This window comes from Allobosea sp. 01N443 (genome assembly GCF_056399325.1).
Genome location: NZ_JBFTRC010000004.1, coordinates 70237 through 88115, shown reverse-complemented (window position 1 = coordinate 88115; position 17879 = coordinate 70237). Strand labels below are relative to the sequence as shown.

At 65.9% G+C, this 17879-nt stretch carries 15 protein-coding genes; 5 read left to right on the top strand and 10 right to left on the bottom strand.

The window, feature by feature from the left end:
• The first annotated feature begins 179 nt into the window (after window positions 1–179).
• Genes AC1DRP_RS02620 through AC1DRP_RS02610 form a run of 3 tightly spaced genes read left to right on the top strand, consistent with a single transcriptional unit; the run spans window position 180 to window position 3833 of the window.
• A complete protein-coding gene (locus tag AC1DRP_RS02620; RefSeq protein ID WP_476767725.1) occupies window positions 180–1763 on the top strand; it encodes a D-alanyl-D-alanine carboxypeptidase family protein in 1584 nt (527 codons plus the stop codon).
• A 10-nt stretch (window positions 1764–1773) separates the two neighbouring features.
• Window positions 1774–2691, top strand: coding sequence for a DMT family transporter (locus AC1DRP_RS02615; protein ID WP_476767724.1), 918 nt, complete (start codon window positions 1774–1776; stop codon window positions 2689–2691).
• The gene (locus AC1DRP_RS02610; protein ID WP_476767723.1) at window positions 2691–3833 is read left to right on the top strand and encodes a CobW family GTP-binding protein; all 1143 of its coding nucleotides are present in this window, start codon (window positions 2691–2693) and stop codon (window positions 3831–3833) included. The genes AC1DRP_RS02615 and AC1DRP_RS02610 overlap by 1 nt, the downstream gene beginning before the upstream one ends.
• On the opposite strand, the gene AC1DRP_RS02605 is transcribed toward AC1DRP_RS02610, so the two are convergent.
• The 5 genes from AC1DRP_RS02605 to AC1DRP_RS02585 all read right to left on the bottom strand — a co-directional run bounded on the left by AC1DRP_RS02605 (window position 3802) and on the right by AC1DRP_RS02585 (window position 8803).
• A complete protein-coding gene (locus AC1DRP_RS02605) occupies window positions 3802–5418 on the bottom strand; it encodes an AMP-binding protein (protein ID WP_476767722.1) in 1617 nt (538 codons plus the stop codon). The two genes, AC1DRP_RS02610 and AC1DRP_RS02605, sit on opposite strands and share 32 nt — an antisense overlap.
• A 96-nt stretch (window positions 5419–5514) precedes the next feature.
• The gene (locus tag AC1DRP_RS02600) at window positions 5515–6285 is read right to left on the bottom strand and encodes an ABC transporter permease (RefSeq protein ID WP_441504442.1); all 771 of its coding nucleotides are present in this window, start codon (window positions 6283–6285) and stop codon (window positions 5515–5517) included.
• Window positions 6282–7070, bottom strand: coding sequence for an ABC transporter ATP-binding protein (locus AC1DRP_RS02595; RefSeq protein WP_441504441.1), 789 nt, complete (start codon window positions 7068–7070; stop codon window positions 6282–6284). Before AC1DRP_RS02595 ends, AC1DRP_RS02600 begins: the two co-directional genes overlap by 4 nt.
• 25 nt (window positions 7071–7095) lie before the next feature.
• A complete protein-coding gene (locus AC1DRP_RS02590) occupies window positions 7096–8154 on the bottom strand; it encodes an ABC transporter substrate-binding protein (RefSeq protein WP_441504440.1) in 1059 nt (352 codons plus the stop codon).
• Between the two features lie 193 nt (window positions 8155–8347).
• Complete coding sequence (locus tag AC1DRP_RS02585; RefSeq protein WP_441488044.1) at window positions 8348–8803, bottom strand: Lrp/AsnC ligand binding domain-containing protein; 456 nt, start codon at window positions 8801–8803, stop codon at window positions 8348–8350.
• A gap of 128 nt (window positions 8804–8931) precedes the next feature.
• Between AC1DRP_RS02585 and putA the strand changes: the two genes are divergently transcribed.
• Both putA and AC1DRP_RS02575 read left to right on the top strand, forming a co-directional pair.
• A complete protein-coding gene (gene putA / locus AC1DRP_RS02580) occupies window positions 8932–12051 on the top strand; it encodes a bifunctional proline dehydrogenase/L-glutamate gamma-semialdehyde dehydrogenase PutA (protein WP_476767721.1) in 3120 nt (1039 codons plus the stop codon).
• Window positions 12052–12065: 14 nt separating this feature from the next.
• Window positions 12066–12563, top strand: a complete 498-nt coding sequence (locus AC1DRP_RS02575; protein ID WP_476767720.1) for an RNA pyrophosphohydrolase — start codon at window positions 12066–12068, stop codon at window positions 12561–12563.
• An 82-nt stretch (window positions 12564–12645) separates the two neighbouring features.
• Here AC1DRP_RS02575 and atpC read toward each other — a convergent pair whose 3' ends face one another.
• From atpC to AC1DRP_RS02550, 5 genes are all read right to left on the bottom strand, one after another.
• On the bottom strand, window positions 12646–13059 hold the full coding sequence (atpC, locus tag AC1DRP_RS02570) for an ATP synthase F1 subunit epsilon (RefSeq protein ID WP_441488041.1): 414 nt from the start codon (window positions 13057–13059) through the stop codon (window positions 12646–12648).
• Between the two features lie 141 nt (window positions 13060–13200).
• Window positions 13201–14670, bottom strand: coding sequence for a F0F1 ATP synthase subunit beta (atpD, locus tag AC1DRP_RS02565; RefSeq protein ID WP_113517308.1), 1470 nt, complete (start codon window positions 14668–14670; stop codon window positions 13201–13203).
• Between the two features lie 73 nt (window positions 14671–14743).
• Entirely contained in the window at window positions 14744–15613 is an 870-nt protein-coding gene (locus AC1DRP_RS02560) for a F0F1 ATP synthase subunit gamma (protein ID WP_476767719.1), read from the bottom strand.
• A gap of 43 nt (window positions 15614–15656) precedes the next feature.
• Window positions 15657–17186: a F0F1 ATP synthase subunit alpha gene (atpA, locus tag AC1DRP_RS02555; protein WP_441488039.1), complete on the bottom strand. Its 1530-nt coding sequence runs from the start codon at window positions 17184–17186 to the stop codon at window positions 15657–15659.
• Window positions 17186–17758, bottom strand: coding sequence for a F0F1 ATP synthase subunit delta (locus AC1DRP_RS02550; RefSeq protein WP_441488038.1), 573 nt, complete (start codon window positions 17756–17758; stop codon window positions 17186–17188). Before AC1DRP_RS02550 ends, atpA begins: the two co-directional genes overlap by 1 nt.
• Window positions 17759–17879 lie beyond the last annotated feature (121 nt).

Genomic DNA, 17879 nt, shown 5'->3' with positions numbered 1-17879 from the left:
GGGCTGGAACTGTGACCAAGGCTTTACGGCCGCCCGACATGACTAGGCAAATCGCTCCGCTGGGGGTAGGTATGCGTCCATGGGCGGGCCGATCGGTCGCGCCGTCTCGAAAATGCCGCACGCGTCGCGTTGAACCCTGCGCCTTCAACCCTCGTCCAGACAGGCTCAAGACCCGCCCGATGAACGCTCCCCGTCTCGCTGTCCTCGCCCTTGCCCTGTCCGTCAGCGCTCCGGCCCTCGCCGGCACGAGTCTGGTGGTCGATGCGTCCAGTGGCGCCGTTCTCTCCAGCGAGAATGYCAGCCAGGCCTGGCACCCGGCCTCGACCACGAAGATGATGACGGCCTATCTGGCGCTCAAGGCAGTGCGGGCCGGCAAGCTCGGGCTTGAAACGGCGATCCCCGCCTCGAAGCGGGCCGCGAGCCAGCCGCGCGTCAAGGTCTATATCCGCGCCGGGCAGGAGATCACGCTCGACAACGCCCTGCGCATCATGATGGTGAAATCGGCCAACGACATCGCCTATGTCATCGCCGAGGGCGTCGGCGGCGATGTCGAGACCTTCGTCGGGATGATGAATGCCGAAGCCCAGCGCCTCGGCATGAATGACACGGTCTTCACCAATCCGAATGGCTGGCATGATCCGAACCAGCAGGTCAGCGCCCGCGACCTCGCGGTTCTCGCCATGGCGCTGATGCGCGAATTCCCGGACTATTCCGATTACTGGAACACCGGCTCGGTTCAGCTCGGCAAGCAGGTTCTCCAGAACACGAACGGCCTCGTCGGACGCTATTCCGGCATCTCCGGCATGAAGACCGGTTTCGTCTGTGCCTCGGGTTTCAACGTCGTGGCGACGGCGACGCGTGGCGGCCGCACGCTCGTCGCGGTCGTGCTGGGTGCGCTGTCCGCCTCCGAACGCACCGTCAAGGCGGCGCAGTTGCTCGATGACGGCTTCTCGAAATGGGGAGGCTCCGGCTACACCCTCGCCAGCCTGCCCTCCGGCAATGGTGGACGCGCCAACAATATCTGCGACGAGGTTCGCCGCAGAGGCGGCGGCGTGGCTTTGGCCGACGATTCCGACGTGTCCGGCCCCATCGCCGCCAATGCCGCATCCGGCAGCGGCAATGACAACGCCATGAGCGAGCGCTTCGGCGGACCGCAGCCGCAGGCTCGCGCCACAGGCGCCCTGCTGATGCGCACGCCCTCCGGCCGGATCACGCTCGGGCCGCGCGCGCCCATGACACCGGTACAGGTCTCCTTCGGCCGCTCACCGAGCTCTGCTTCGGCCCCGCTCGCCGCCAATGTCACAGCGCGGCCCGACACGCAGTTCGCCCGCGATCGCGCGCCGGTCATTACGCCAGGAGCCCCGGTGTCCGCCGGAGTAGCATCCGGCCCATCGACACGCACCGCCTCGAGCAATGGCGCCATTCCGCGCGGGACGACGGCCTTCGCTCCGAGCAGCGAGGATGTCCAGCCTCCGTCGAATGCCTTCCAGAGCGGCCCCATGAAGCTGCAGGGCGCGATCCGGCCCGGCGCGGCGGCGGCGTCCAGCCTGCGCCCTGGCTCGGCCGCAGGCATCAAACAGGCCGCCCGCCCGCCAGTAAGGCCGGCCCCCGCCAAGCCCGACGCGGCGGCGAAGGCCAAGCCGGAAGCGGCGGCAAAGGCCAAGACCAAGCCGGGGCAGAGCGAACCCAAGCCTCAGCCGGCCCGCACAGGCGCCGTGAAGCCCCCCGTCAAGCCGAAAGCCAAGGTGAACGACGACGCCTGAGTCCTGGAGGGTGCGCGCCGAGACAGCCCGCACCGCCAGTCGACACGGCATCGCCCTGGCGTTTGCCTCGGCTGCCGCCTATGGCAGCAACATCGTCTCGGCCCAGCTCGCGGGCCAGGCCGGCCTGAGCGGGCCGCTGCTGGTTTTCTACCGGGTTTTCATCATGCTCGCGCTGGTGGCCGGAGCCGCCTGGCTTCTGCGGGCAAACTTCAGGGTTCCGCGGCACCAATACCGGGCGCTGCTGGCCTTCGGCCTGACCAGCGCTCTCGTCGGCTCGGCTTACCTGTCCTCGGTCGCCTTCCTGCCCGTGACCGTCGCCGCCGTCATTTTCTACACCTACCCGGTTATCATCGTCCTGGCCGAGCCGCTGCTGACGCCTGCGCGCTTCAGCCTCGACCGACTTGCGGTGGCGCTGACCGCCTTTCTCGGTGTCGGCATGGTCGTCGGGCCCGATCTGCATGGGCTCGATCCGCGCGGGCTTGCGCTCGCGCTCGCAGCCAGCCTCGCGGCCGCGGCACAGTTTTTCGCGGGCTCCGCCTGCGCCGCGACGCCGMTCGCGCCAAAACTGTTCTGGTCGCATCTGCTCATCCTGCCGGTGACAGCGGGCATTCTCGCTTTCGTTGGCGGCTTTGCCCTTCCGAGCGCGCTGGCCTTGGCACCGATGGCCGTCGCGATCACCATTGGCGGCTATCTCGTCGGCTTCCTGTTCCAGGTGATGGCATTGGCCCGTGTCGCGCCAGGCCCCGCTGCCCTCACCTTTTGTGCCGAGCCGGTCTTTGCCGTCGGGATAGCCGCCGTGATGCTCGGCGAGCGGGTCGGCGCGCTGCAATATGCGGGCGGCGCCCTTGTCGTCGTCGCGATCATGGCTAATGTAATATTGGAACAAAATCGGGCGCGACGCGTGCCTGCCCTTAGCCTTGATCGATGATGCCCGACATGACCGGTAGCGACCAGAGACCCATCCCGATCCCGTTGACCTTGCTCACGGGCTTCCTTGGAGCCGGCAAGACGACCCTGCTCAACCGGCTGCTCAAGGACCCCGCGCTTGCCGATACCCTCGTGATCGTCAACGAGTTCGGCGAGATCGGGCTCGACCATCTGATGATCGAGGGTGTCGAGGAGAACATGGTTCTGCTCGCCTCCGGCTGCCTCTGCTGCACCATCCGCGATGACCTCATCGTCACGCTGGAAGACCTCTTGCGCCGCCGCGACAACCATCGCATCGCGCCATTCAAACGCGTGGTGATCGAGACCACCGGCCTTGCCGACCCGGCACCGATCCTCAATGTGCTGATCAACCACCCCTATCTCGCCATGCGCTTCAGGCTCGACGGCGTCGTCACGCTGGTCGATGCCGTCAACGGCATGGCGACGCTCGACGCCCATGAGGAGGCGCGCAAGCAGGTGGTCGCGGCCGACAGGATCGTGCTGACCAAGGCGGACCTGGTCGCGGATGGTCAGGCGGTCGAGGTGCTACGCCAGCGACTCCTGGCGCTCAATCCCGGGATCAACCTTCTCGCGCCGGATGCTCCGGCTGCGGACTTGATCAGCGCCGGCCTCTACGACCTTGCCGACAGGCCCCAGGCCCTGCGGAACTGGCTTGCCGTCGAGGCTCTGGCGACCGGCTCGGGCGGCCATCACCATCACAATCACGATCACGATCATCACGCCGATGGACACGGGCACGGGCATGACAATCATCATCATGATGTGAACAGGYATGACGAGAGCATCCGCGCCTTCTCGCTCTCGGCTGATGCTCCGATCAATCTGGCGACCTTCGAGCTGTTCTGGACCTTGCTGCGCTCGACCCACGGGGCGAAGCTCCTGCGGCTGAAGGGGCTCGTCGCCATAGCCGAACACGCCGGCCAGCCGCTGCTGGTCCATGCGGTCCAGCAGATCCTGCATCCCCCGATCCTGCTCGACAGCTGGCCTGATGCAGACCAACGCTCGCGCCTGGTCCTCATCGTCAAGGACCTCGACGAGGCGATGGTGCAGCGCCTCTGGGCCGCCTTCCTTGGTCAGGCTTCGGCGGCGCTCACGCCTCCGCGCGCAACAGCCGCCGGATGATCTTGCCCGTCGTCGTCAGCGGCAGTTCCTCGCGAAAGGCGATCTCGCGCGGATATTCGTGCGCCGAGAGCCGCTCGCGCACGAAGCGTTGAAGTTCACCGGCCAGATCCTGCGAAGGCGCGAAGCCGGCATTCGGCACGACGAAGGCCTTGACGATCTCGGTCCGGAGTTCGTCCGGCTTGCCGACGACCGCCGCCAGCGAAACCGCCGGATGCTTCAGCAGGCAGTCCTCGATCTCCCCCGGCCCGATCCGATACCCCGATGAGGTGATGACATCGTCGTCGCGGCCGACGAAGTGGACATAGCCATCGGCATCCCGCACGGCCTGATCGCCAGTGGTCATCCAGTCGCCGATGAATTTGTCGACCGTCGCCTCCGGCCGGAGCCAATAGCCGAGGAACATCACCGGGTTCGGCCGCCGGATGGCAATCTGCCCTTCCTCGTCCGGCGCGCATTCCGAGCCATCGGGCCGGATGATCGCGACCTCATGGCCGGGAGTCGGCTTGCCGATGAAGCCGGGCCGGCTGACGCCGATCATCGCGCAGGACGACAGCACGAGATTGCACTCGGTCTGGCCATAAGCCTCGTTGATCGTCAGCCCCAGCGCCTCGCGGCCCCAGCTCAGCGTCTCGGCTCCAAGCGCTTCGCCGGCTGCCGCGACCGTGCGCAGTTTCAGGTCAARGCGGTCGCGCGGCTTGCCCACACTGCGCAGCATCCGGAGCGCTGTCGGCGGGATGAAGGCATTGCGGATGCCGAGATCGGCCATCAGCCGAAAGGCGTCTTCGGGGTCGAAACGGGTATGGGCGCGCGCCACGACCGGAACGCCGAAATGCAGCGCCGGCAGCAGCATATTGAGCAGACCGCCGGCCCAGGCCCAGTCGGCCGGCGTCCAGGCGAGGTCGCCGGGCATCGGCAGGAACTCGTGCACCATCTGCACACCGGGCAGATGCCCCGGCAGAACCCTGTGGCCATGCAGCGCGCCCTTCGGGTTGCCCGTGGTGCCGGAGGTATAGATCATCAGAGCCGGATCGTCGGGCCCGGTGTCCGCAACTGAGAAATCCTCGCTCGCATCCGCCAGCAACTGCCCCCAGTCCTCAGCACCCGCCCCGGCGCCATCCGTGGACACCATCAGGTCGAGATCGGGCAGCGGCTCGGCAATCTGCCGAACCTTCATCAAGCCCGCTGCATTGGAGATGAGCGCGCTCGCGCCGGAATCGCGCAGGCGATAGGCCAGCGCATCGACCCCGAAGAGCGCGGCCAGCGGCACCGCGATGGCGCCCAACTTATAGGCGGCGAGATGTGCGGTGAGCACGGCCTCTCCCTGCGGCAGCAGGATCGCGACCCGATCTCCGACGCCGACGCCGCGCATCGACAGCGCCGTCGCCAGTCGGTTCGATTGCGCTCGCAACCGGCCGAAGCTGACCGGCGTTACCGTCCAGTCAGGGGCGACGTCGAGAATGGCCGGCCGGTCGGGCTCCAGCGCGGCCCAGCGATCGCAGACATCGACAGCAATGTTGTAGCGCTCTGGAATCCGCCACTGGAAGGTCTCGCGCAGGCGGCCGTAATCGCGCAAATCGGGAAGCATGAAAGATTGAGGGTCCGGCGTTGATGGCGCGGCACGATAGGCAGCCCTCGCCGCGCTGTCACCTTGGCGCTAGGTCAGATCCGCTCTGCACCTTGCTCAGCCATTCGCCATCTGCGAACGCCGGGCCCAGCCCGTCATGCGGCTCTCGACAAGGTCGACGATGGCGACGAGAAGCACGCCGAGGACCGCAAGCACGATCAGCGCCGCAAAGATCAGCGGCACGTTGAAATCAGCCGAAGCGCGGGTGATCAGGTTGCCGATGCCGAGATTGGAGGCATTCTGCTCGCCGATCACCGAGCCGACATAGGCGAGCGTGATCGAAACCTTCAGCGCCCCGAAGAAATAGGGCAGCGCGCGCGGAATCCCGACCTTGGTCATGATGTCGTAGCGGCTGGCACCCAGTGCCTTCAGCACATCCTCGGTCTCGGGCTCGATCGTGGCCAGCCCGGTCGCGACATTGACGACGATCGGGAAGAACGAAATCACGAACGCGGTCAGCACCGGCGGCTGCCAGCCGACCCCGAACCAGATCACCAGGATCGGCACGACAGCGACCTTGGGAATCGAGTTGAAGCCGACAAGCAGCGGGTTCAGGCCCGCATAGATCAACCGGGACGAGCCGACGAGCAGGCCGAGCGCCAGACCGAACACGATCGAGAGCACAAAGCCGGCCGTGGTCATCCAGAGCGTGTGAAAGGCGTTCGTGTAGAGCGGCTTTTGATACTGCACCAACGCAGCCCAGATCGCGGAGGGCGGCGGCAGGATGAAGGAGGAGATCGCGAAGGCGCGGCAGGCGATCTCCCAGATCGCGAAGAAGCTAAGCGTGAACAGATAGGGCGCGAGCCTCAGCCAGAGCGAGCGCTTCATGCCGCCTCCCGCGCCGTACGGATATGGCCGCGCAACTCATGCACGACCGACGCGAATTCAGGCGTATAGGTGATGTCGAGATCACGCGGGCGCGGAAAATCGATCTCGCGCTCGGCGATGATCCGCCCCGGCCGCGCCGACATGCAGAACACCCGGTCGGCCAAGAAAACGGCCTCGCGCAGATCATGGGTCACCAGGATCACGGTGATGCCGCGCTCGGCATGAAGATCGCGGATCACGCACCAGAGTTCTTCGCGCGTAAAGGCATCGAGCGCACCGAAGGGCTCATCCAGCATCAGGAGCTTCGGCTCATGGATCAGCGAGCGGCACAGCGAGGCGCGTTGCTGCATGCCGCCGGACAGCTGCCAGGGGAATTTCTGGCCCATGCCCTCGAGTCCGACCTTGGCGAGCAGAGCCTCGGCCCGCGCGACATAATCCGACTTGTTGGCACGCAAGCGCGAACGATGCGGCTCGACGATCTCCAGCGGCAGCAACAGGTTCCGCAATGTCGTGCGCCAGGGCAGCATCACCGGATTCTGGAAGGCCATGCCGGTGATCTTGATCGGCTGCGTCACCCCCTGCCCGGCGACGATCACCGTGCCGCGCCGGGGCCGCTGCAGGCCGGTCGCGAGCTTCATCATCGTGGACTTGCCGCAGCCGGAGGGGCCGACGATCGCCGCGAACTCGCCCTCCCGGATCTTCAGCGAAAGCCCGTCCACGGCGGGGGTGCTTTCGCCTCCGCCGTAGACATGGGTAACTTCGTGGAGTTCGACGAAGGCGCTCAAGCGCGAGCCCGCAAGGTCGAGCGCATCAGAACTTCCGCTCGGCCACAGGCGGCAGGTAGCTGTCGTCGAAAGCCGCCCCGGCCTTCGCCTTGTCCTTGAACGTGAAGGTCAGCCCAATCTGGTCCAGCGCCCGTTCCCAGCGCGCCTTGTCGATACCGCCAAAGCCATCGGCCTTGACTGCTGGCGTCATGACGTTCTGGGCGATCGTCATCTTGAGGCGCTCGACCTCGACCTCGAGCTTGGCGACATCGTTGCGCTGGATCACGAGCTTGCCGCCGAGTTCCGGGTCGGCCACCGTGTCGCGAACGCCTTTGGTGATCGCCCGAAGCAGGCCACGCACGGCCTCGGGCTTTTCGGCCGCGAATTTCGGCGAGACCATCACGACATTGCCGTAGAGCTCGACGCCGTAATCCGACATCAGCAGAGTGACGATGTCGTCGACGGGAACGCCGCGTGATTTCAGGTTGATATAGGAGGAGTTCGCGAAGCCGAACACCGCGTCGACCTCGCCTGAGGCCAACATCGGCTCACGCACGGGGAAGCCGACATTCTCCATCCGCATCTTGCTGTCGTCGAGCTTGTTGACGGTCTTGAAGATCGGCCATTGCGCAAAGGCCGCGTCAGCCGCCGGCGCGCCGAACTTCTTGCCCTCGAGGCTCTTCACGTCTGCGCTGATGCCCCGGCTCTTGCGGCCGACGATCGAGAAGGGCGGCCGGTCATAGACCATCATCACCGCCTTCAGATCGACGCTGGGATTCTCGTCGCGGAACCGGATCAGCGAATTCACGTCGCCGAAGCCGGCATCGTAGGTGCCGGACGCCACCCGCGGGATCGCCTCGCGCGAGCCGTTGCCCGTGTCGATCGTGACGTCGAGGCCCTCGGCTTTGAAATAACCCTTCTCCTGCGCCATCAGGAACAGCGCAGCCGGGCCCTCGAAGCGCCAGTCGAGCGTGAAGCGAACGGCGGTCTGAGCGAAGGAGGGACCCGCGCCGGTCAGGCAGGCTGCGGCGAGCCCCAGGGCGCCCAGCGCACGGCTCATCCCACGCCGGGAGAGCATCGTGGGGCGGAACGGGTTCGTCGACATCGGCAGCTCCGGATCATCACATGCAGGCGGGTCGGCAGGACCCGTTCGAACGGAACGCGACCAGCAAATCCCATGCCGTGGCGTCCTATGCTCAAACTGGCCGAATACAAAACAAGGTCAAGCGCATAGCGCCGAAAATGCATGCACTGCGCCTAAAATATAACGCGACGTCACCAGGCCCGATCGCGATCGGCTAAAGCGGCAGCGCTCCGTCGGTCTTGACCTCCTCCATCACGGCATAGGTCCGCGTCTCACGCACCGCCGGCAGCGCCAGCAGCACTTCGCCGAGGAAACGACGATAGGCGTTCATATCGGCCACCCGCGTCTTCACGAGATAGTCGAAACCGCCGGCCACCATGTGGCATTCCAGCACTTCGGGCGCCCGTTTCACCGCGGTTGCGAAACGCTCGAAGGCGTCGGGCGTCGTCTTGTCGAGATAGACCTCGACGAAGACCAGCAGATGCAGCCCCAGCTTCAGCGGATCGAGCGTCGCGCGATAGCCCGTGATGTAGCCGTCTCGCGAGAGCCGCTTCAGTCGCTCACCGGTCGCGGTTGGCGACAGGCCAACCTTTTCAGCCAGTTCGACGCCGGCGATGCGCCCGTCGGATTGCAGCATGGCGAGGATACGCCGGTCGGTTCGATCGAGCACGGGATTATTCTCTAAAAGCTCCGGAATATTCGAAGATAGATAAAGGCCATCACGGAAAATGGCCATTGATATCCGGCCACGCAAGCGCGATCCTTGAAATCATCCCGTCATTCATTCGGAATCGCACCATGGCCGCTCCTGCCCCCCGTCCGGTCGCCCCGTCCGGTCGCCACGCCTTCCGCGCGCCCTATGCCGAAGACGATACGACGATTGCGGCACGGCTGCTTGCCGGCGCCAGGCGCGAACCCGCAGCCAAGGCGAGGATCGACCAGCGCGCGACCGGGCTGATCGAGGCCATCCGGACCCGCAAGGTCGGCCTGGGTGGCATCGAGGAACTCCTGCGCGAGTACTCGCTCTCGACCAAGGAGGGACTTGCGCTGATGGTTCTGGCCGAAGCGCTGCTGCGCGTGCCGGATTCCACGACCGCCGACCAGTTGATCGAGGACAAGCTCGGCCAGGGCGATTTCGCCCATCACGAATCCAAATCGGATGCCTTCCTGATCTCGGCTTCGTCCTGGGCGCTTGGCATCACCGCCCGCATCATCCAGCCGGGCGAGACGCCGACCAGCATCATCGGCAATCTGTCGAAGCGCCTTGGCCTGCCGGCCGTCCGCACCGCCACCCGCCAGGCGATGCGTGTCATGGGCAATCATTTCGTGCTCGGCCAGACCATCGAGGAGGCTCTGAAGCGCGCTCGCTCGGGCACCGGCAAGCTCTATCGCTATTCCTTCGACATGCTCGGCGAAGGCGCACGCACCCAGGCCGATGCCGACCGCTATTTCGCCTCTTACGCCGCGGCCATCGACGCAATCGGCCGCTCGGCCGGCAATGACCCTCTGCCGAACAGGCCGGGCATCTCGGTCAAGCTGTCGGCCCTGCATCCGCGCTATGAGGCCACCAGCCACGAGCGCGTGCTGAGCGAACTCGTGCCCAAGGTCATCACGCTGGCCCAGCAGGCCAAGGGCTACGACCTGAACTTCACGATCGACGCCGAGGAAGCCGACAGGCTGGAACTCTCGCTCGACGTCATCGATGCGGTGACGGCAGATCCGACGCTCGCCGGCTGGGACGGCTTCGGCCTCGCGATCCAGGCCTACCAGAAGCGCGCCTCGGCGGTGATCGACCATATCGCGGCCCTGGCCGAGCGCCACAACCGCCGCATGATGGTGCGCCTGGTCAAGGGCGCCTACTGGGATACCGAGCTGAAGCGCGCCCAGGAGCGCGGCCTCTCCGACTACCCCGTGTTCAGCCGCAAGGCGATGACCGACCTCAACTACGAGGCCTGCGCCGCGCAGCTGCTGGCCTTGCGTCCACGCATCATTCCGCAATTCGCCACCCACAACGCATTGACGGTCGCAGCGGTCGCCGAGATGGCGGGCGGCTCCCAGGGCTTCGAGTTCCAGCGCCTGCACGGCATGGGCGAGGCGCTCTATGAGAGGTTGCTCCAGGAGGATTCCGGCTTCGCCTGCCGCACCTACGCCCCGGTTGGCGGCCATCAGGATCTGCTTGCCTATCTCGTGCGCCGTCTGCTCGAGAACGGCGCGAACTCCTCCTTCGTCAGCGTGTCCGGCGACCCTGACGTACCGGTCGCACAGCTGCTCGTACCCCCTGCCGACATCATCGGCACCTCGGCAGCGGCTCGCCATCGCCGAATTCCGCTTCCCGCCGACATGTTTGGCGCCTCGCGCAAGAACTCGGCCGGCGTCGAGCTTGGGCATGAGGCCAGCCTCGTCGCGCTTCAGTCGGAGATCGGCCAGGCAGCAGCCAAGCCGTTCCCCGAGGCGACGGTGATCATCGACGGCAAGCCGGCCGGTGGCGTCTCCCGCCCCGTCCTGTCCCCGATCGATGCCCGGCAGGTCGGGACCGTCCTGGAAGCCGATGATGCCCTGGCCGATCGCGCCATCCAGGCGGCCCAGGCCGGCTTCACCAGCTGGAACCGCACCCCCGCCCGGACGCGCGCTGCCGCCCTGCGCAAGGCTGCGGACCTGATGGAGGACCGACGCGGCCTGCTGCTCGCACTGCTCCAGGCCGAAGCCGGCAAGACGCTTGACGATGCCATTTCGGAGGTGCGCGAGGCCGTCGATTTCTGCCGTTACTATGCGGCCGAAGCCGAAGCGCATTTCGCCACGCCGCAGGTACTTCCCGGCCCGACCGGCGAGGAGAACCGCCTGATCTTGCGTGGGCGCGGGCCGTTCGTCTGCATCGCGCCCTGGAATTTCCCGCTGGCGATCTTCTCGGGCCAGGTCGTTGCCGCGCTCGTCGCCGGCAATAGCGTCGTCGCCAAGCCAGCCCCGCAGACGCCGCTGATCGCCGCCGCTACGGTCCGCCTGCTCCACGATGCCGGCATTCCAGCTTCCGCCCTCCATCTCGTGCCGGGAGACGGCAAGGTCGGCGCCCGGCTCGTCGCTCATCCAGCCGTGGCCGGCGTCGCCTTCACCGGCTCGACCGCAACGGCGCGCGCCATCAACCGGACGCTCGCGGCCAAGGATGGGCCGATCGTTCCGCTGATCGCAGAGACGGGCGGCCTCAACGCCATGATCGTCGATGCGACCGCCCTGCCTGAGCAGGTCGCCGACGACGTCGTGATGTCGGCCTTCCGCTCGGCCGGGCAGCGCTGCTCGGCGCTGCGCCTCCTGGTGGTGCAGGAGGATGTCGCCGACAAGATCCTCGAGATGATCGTCGGTGCCGGGAAGGAGTTGAAGCTCGGCGATCCGCGCGCCATCGACGTTCATGTCGGTCCGGTGATCGATGCCGCCGCCAAGAGCCGGCTCGACAATCATGTCGCGGCGATGCGCGCCGAGGGCCGGGTCGAATGGGCCGGCAGCACGCCGGCGCTCGGCGGCACCTTCGTCGCACCGCATATCGTCAAGCTCGACGACATCTCCGACCTCACCCAGGAGCATTTCGGCCCCATCCTGCATGTCGTGCGCTGGAAGGCCGGGGAACTCGACAAGGTCATCAACCAGATCGAGGCCACCGGGTATGGGCTGACGCTCGGCGTGCATTCGCGCATCGAGACGACGGTCGAGCGGGTTGCCGAGCGGCTCTCCACCGGCAATGTCTACGTCAACCGCAACATCATCGGTGCCGTCGTCGGTGTGCAGCCCTTTGGCGGTCACGGCCTGTCCGGCACTGGCCCCAAGGCTGGCGGACCGCACTATCTCGCCCGTTTCGCGACGGAGCAGACGGTCACGGTCAACACGGCGGCAGCCGGCGGCAATGCCAGCCTGATCGCGATGGGCGAATGAGCAAGGCAGGGCGAGTGAACAAGCCCTATCGGCCCAATGTCGGCATTGCGCTCTTCAATGCCCGGGGGCTCGTCTTTGCCGGACGCTCATGGAGCGACGGCCCGGAGATCGTCCACCCCGGACATGACTGGCAGATGCCGCAGGGCGGCATCGCTCCGGCCGAGGAGATCGTCGCAGCAGCGCGACGCGAGCTGGCCGAGGAAACCGGCATCAGCGAGGCCGCGCTCTTGGGCGTCACCGCGGAGTGGTGGCGCTACGACTTCCCGCCCTATGACGGGCCGCCGCACCGGCTCGATCGTTTCGCGGGGCAGGAACAGCGCTGGGTCGCATTCCGCTTCACGGGCAGCGAGGCGGCGATCGACATCGGCCGCCCGAACGGGGACGCCCCACCGGAGTTCACCGAATGGGCCTGGCTGCCGCTGGCCGAAATGCCGGCCCGTGTGACGCCGTTCAAGCGCGAGACCTATGAGCGCGTGGCCGAGGCCTTCGGGCATTTCGCCAGACCGGCCTGATCTCGGGACGCAACGTGCAACAAAAAAGGGCCGCTCGCGCGGCCCTTATGTCATCTCGATGCCGGAAGGCAGGTACGCGATCTCACGCAGCCTTGCGCTGCTGGAAGACGCCCTTGAACTCATGAAGCTGGATCAGCAGCTCCTGCAGGCGACGCTGTTCGTCTTCGGTCGGCGCAGCCGCCAGGCGGGTTTCGACCCGGAGGATTTCGGCGTCGAGCACGTCATTGTCGACGTCYTCGATGAAGCCGGCCTTCTCGGTCAGGATCGTCAGGGCCGTGGGATTGGCTTCGACGATACCGCCGCCAACCACGAATTCCTTGCCGTTGCCCGGCCCCGTCTGGGCGAGCACGATACCCGGCTTCAGCGCGGCGACGATCGGCACGTGGCCGGCGAGAATGGTCATCTCGCCTTCGACCGACGGCACGATGACGCTGACGACTTCGCCCGAGAACAGGATGCTCTCCGGCGAGACGAGTTCGAACTTGAAGGTGGCCATCAAGGGCTCTCCCGCTGCTTCAGTCATCCCGGCTGGAGCGCAGCGTGGAGCCGGGATCCAGGCCAAGGCCTGTGTCGTCGATGCTGGGGCGCGGCTCCCGGGCTGGCTTGCGCCATCCCGGATAGCCGTTGCCCCAGCGGATTACGCCGCTTCGGCAGCCAGGCGCTGGGCCTTCTCGACTGCTTCGTCGATCGAGCCGACCATGTAGAAGGCCGCCTCCGGGAGGTGGTCGTACTTGCCCTCGACCAGTCCCTTGAAGCCCTTGATGGTGTCCTCGAGCGCAACGAGCTTGCCGGGCGAGCCGGTGAAGACTTCGGCGACGAAGAAGGGCTGCGACAGGAAGCGCTCGATCTTGCGGGCGCGGGCGACCGAGATCTTGTCCTCTTCCGAGAGCTCGTCCATGCCCAGGATCGCGATGATGTCCTGCAGCGCCTTGTAGCGCTGGAGGATCTGCTGGACCTGGCGGGCGATGTTGTAGTGCTCTTCACCGACGATCGCCGCGGACAGCATGCGCGAAGTCGAGTCGAGCGGGTCCACCGCCGGGTAGATGCCCTTTTCCGCGATCGAGCGCGAGAGCACGGTCGTGGCGTCCAAGTGGGCGAAGGAGGTGGCCGGCGCCGGGTCGGTCAGATCGTCCGCCGGCACGTAGATCGCCTGCACCGAGGTGATCGAGCCCTTGTTGGTGGTGGTGATGCGCTCCTGCAGGTTGCCCATGTCGGTCGCCAGCGTCGGCTGATAGCCCACCGCCGACGGAATACGGCCGAGCAGCGCGGACACTTCCGAGCCGGCCTGCGTGAAGCGGAAGATGTTGTCGACGAAGAACAGCACGTCCTGGCCGCGGTCGCGGAAATCCTCGGCGACGGTCAGGCCCGAGAGAGCGACGCGCATGCGGGCGCCCGGGGGCTCGTTCATCTGGCCATAGACGAGGGCGCATTTCGAGCCTTCGCCGCCGCCCTTCTTGTTCACGCCCGACTCGATCATCTCGTGATAGAGGTCGTTACCCTCGCGGGTGCGCTCACCGACGCCGGCGAACACCGAGTAGCCGCCATGGGCCTTGGCGACGTTGTTGATCAGCTCCATGATCAGAACGGTCTTGCCGACGCCGGCGCCGCCGAACAGGCCGATCTTGCCGCCCTTCGCGTAGGGAGCCAGCAGGTCGACGACCTTGATGCCGGTGACCAGGATCTGCGCTTCCGTGGCCTGCTCGGCATAGCTCGGCGCAGGCTGGTGGATGCCGCGAGTGGTGGAGGTCTTGATCGGGCCAGCCTCGTCGACCGGCTCGCCGATGACGTTCATGATGCGGCCGAGGCACTCGTCGCCAACCGGAACCGCGATCGGCGCGCCGGTGTCGCTCACTTCCTGGCCACGGACCAGACCTTCGCTCGAATCCATCGCGATGCAGCGCACGGTGTTCTCGCCGAGGTGCTGCGCAACCTCGAGAACCAGGCGGTTGCCCAGGTTCGTGGTCTCGAGCGCGTTCAGGATCGCCGGCAGCTCGCCATCGAACTGCACGTCGACGACGGCGCCGATGACCTGAGCGACGCGGCCCGTACCGGTATTGGCGGACTTCTCGGTCTTGGTCTTGGTGGTCTTGGTTGCGGCTTTGGCCATGGTCGAACCTCGATGAGCGTTCAGCTTTACGGACAAGCCTGCGGGCTTAAGCGCCGCGCAGGCCCTTCAGGCGTTAGAGCGCTTCCGCTCCGGAGATGATTTCGATGAGTTCCTTGGTGATCATTGCCTGACGCGAGCGGTTGTAGAGCTGCGTCTGCTTCTTGATCATCTCACCGGCGTTACGCGTGGCGGAATCCATCGCCGACATGCGCGCGCCCTGCTCGGAAGCGGCATTCTCGAGAAGCGCCCGCAGCACCTGGACAGTCAGGTTGCGTGGCAGCAGAACGTCGAGAATTTCGCCCTCGTCGGGCTCGTACTCATAGACGGCGTCGGTCGTCTTGGTCCCCGCCGGGATTTCGGCCGGAATGATGCGCTGGGCCGTCGGGATCTGCGAGATCACCGACCTGAACTTCGAGAAGAACAGCGTCGCGACATCCAACTCGCCGGCGTCGAAGCGTGCCAGGACGTTCTGCGCGATTGTCTCGGCATTGACGAAGCCGACTTGCTTGAAGCCGCGCAGGTCGACCAACTCGATGATGTCCTGCTCGAACTGCCGGCGCAGGATGTCATAGCCCTTCTTGCCGACGCAGATGATCTTGACCGTCTTGCCCTCGGCCTTCAGCGCCTGCGCCTTGTCACGCGCCAGACGCGCGATCGAAGAGTTGAAGGCGCCGCACAGGCCGCGCTCGGCCGTGCAGACGACGAGCAGATGGACCTTGTCCGAGCCCGTGCCGCCAATCAGCCTTGGAGCGCCGTCACCGGCGACACCAGCAGCCAGACTGGCAAGCACCGTCTCCATGCGCTCGGCATAGGGACGCGCCGCTTCCGCCGCGCTCTGGGCGCGGCGCAGCTTGGCAGCCGCGACCATCTGCATGGCCTTGGTGATCTTCTGCGTCGCCTTCACTGAGGCGATACGATTTCGCAGATCCTTCAATGAAGGCATCGACGATCCTCATATTGCCGGGGTGATGAAACCCCGGTCGACCTCAAGCGAACGACTTGGCGTAATCAGCGACGATCTCTTTCAGCTTCGCGGCATTCGCGTCCGAAAGATCCTTGGTGTCGCGGATTTCGTTGAGTAGGGCGATATGCTTGCCGCGCACCAGCGCGAGCAGGCCGTCCTCGAAAGCGCGAACCTTGTTGACCGGCAGCGGGTCGAGATAGCCGTTCACGCCGGCATAGATCACGACCGTCTGCTCTTCCATCTTCAGCGGCGAGAACTGCCCCTGCTTCAGGAGCTCGGTCAGGCGGGCGCCGCGGTTGAGCAGGCGCTGCGTGACCGCGTCGAGATCCGAACCGAACTGCGCGAAGGCAGCCATCTCGCGATACTGCGCGAGCTCGCCCTTGATCTTGCCGGCAACCTTCTTGGTCGCCTTGGTCTGCGCGGCCGAACCGACGCGCGACACCGAGAGGCCGACGTTCACGGCCGGGCGGATGCCCTGGTAGAACAGGTCGGTCTCGAGGAAGATCTGGCCGTCGGTGATCGAGATCACGTTGGTCGGGATGTAGGCCGACACGTCGTTGGCCTGGGTTTCGATGACCGGCAGCGCCGTCAGCGAGCCCTTGCCGGCCTCGTCGCCCATCTTGGCGGCGCGCTCGAGCAGGCGGGAGTGGAGATAGAACACGTCGCCCGGATAGGCTTCGCGGCCCGGCGGGCGGCGCAGCAGGAGCGACATCTGGCGGTAGGCGACGGCCTGCTTCGACAGGTCGTCATAGATGATGACGGCGTGCATGCCGTTGTCGCGGAAATACTCGCCCATGGCGCAGCCGGCGAACGGAGCCAGGAACTGCATCGGGGCCGGATCGGAGGCCGTGGCCGCCACGACGATCGAGTATTCGAGCGCACCGCGCTCCTCGAGCACCTTCACGAACTGCGCGACGGTGGAACGCTTCTGACCGATGGCGACATAGACGCAGTAGAGCTTCTGGCTCTCGTCCGTGCCTTCGTTCAGGGCCTTCTGGTTGAGGATCGTGTCGAGCGCCACGGCGGTCTTGCCGGTCTGGCGGTCGCCGATGATCAGCTCGCGCTGGCCACGGCCGATCGGGATCAGGGCGTCGATCGCCTTGAGGCCAGTCGCCATCGGCTCATGCACGGACTTGCGCGGAATGATGCCGGGCGCCTTCACGTCGACGCGCGAACGGATCTTTGCCTTGATCGGGCCCTTGCCGTCGATCGGGTTGCCGAGCGCGTCGACGACGCGGCCGAGCAGCTCCTTGCCGACCGGCACGTCAACGATCGCGCCGGTGCGCTTGACGGTCTGGCCTTCCTTGATCTCTCGGTCGGAGCCGAAGATGACGACGCCGACATTGTCGCTCTCGAGGTTGAGCGCCATGCCGCGCACGCCACTCTCGAACTCGACCATCTCACCGGCCTGGACCTTGTCGAGGCCGTAGACGCGGGCGATGCCGTCGCCGACGGAGAGAACCTGACCGACTTCGGTGACGGAGGCTTCCGACCCGAAATTGCTGATCTGAGCCTTCAGGATCGCGGAGATTTCAGCGGGGCGGATTTCCATCAGCCGACCTCTTTCATGGCAAGACGAATTGAATTGAGTTTGGTTTTCAGCGAGGCGTCGACCATCCGCGAACCCATCTTGACGACGAGACCGCCAATGATGGCCGGATCGACCTTGATAGCGACGGCAACATCCTTGCCCGCCACATCCTTGAGCGTCGCGCGGATCTCGTCGAGGCGCTTGGCCGACGGCTCCTCGGCGACCGTGACTTCGGCACTGACGATGCCCTTGGCTTCGGCGACGAGCGCACGATAACCGCGGATCATGCCCGACAGCGCGAACAGGCGGCGCTTGCTGGCGACGAAACCGATGAAATTGCCGGCGATACCGCCGATGCCCGCCTTGGCCAGCAGGGCGGTGATTGCAGAGACCTGCTCCTCGGCCGTGAAGACCGGGCTGCTGATCAGCCGCTTCAGATCGTCGCTCTCGGCGATCATCGCGCTGAATGCGTCGAGATCGGCCGAAACGGCGTCGATCGCACTGGCCTCCGAAGCCAGTTCGAATAGCGCCGTGGCATAGCGCCCGGCTACGCCCGACACCAATGTCTGATCCTGCGATCCGCCTTCAGCCACGCTCACATCTCTCGTTCAATGGACTGCACCGGCGACCTTCTTGATGAAGGTGGAGTGCATCGTCCTGGCGCTGCGATGTTTCAGACAGACGAAAGCCGCGCGAGTGCGCACCTTGCGTCCG

Excerpts from the sequence above, each read along its gene's own strand:
- AC1DRP_RS02590 (WP_441504440.1), bottom strand. The coding sequence starts at position 8,154 with ATGTCGACGAACCCGTTCCGCCCCACGATGCTCTCCCGGCGTGGGATG.
- putA (WP_476767721.1), top strand. The coding sequence starts at position 8,932 with ATGGCCGCTCCTGCCCCCCGTCCGGTCGCCCCGTCCGGTCGCCACGCC.
- atpA (WP_441488039.1), bottom strand. The coding sequence starts at position 17,186 with ATGGAAATCCGCCCCGCTGAAATCTCCGCGATCCTGAAGGCTCAGATC.
- AC1DRP_RS02600 (WP_441504442.1), bottom strand. The coding sequence starts at position 6,285 with ATGAAGCGCTCGCTCTGGCTGAGGCTCGCGCCCTATCTGTTCACGCTT.
- atpD (WP_113517308.1), bottom strand. The coding sequence starts at position 14,670 with ATGGCCAAAGCCGCAACCAAGACCACCAAGACCAAGACCGAGAAGTCC.
- AC1DRP_RS02560 (WP_476767719.1), bottom strand. The coding sequence starts at position 15,613 with ATGCCTTCATTGAAGGATCTGCGAAATCGTATCGCCTCAGTGAAGGCG.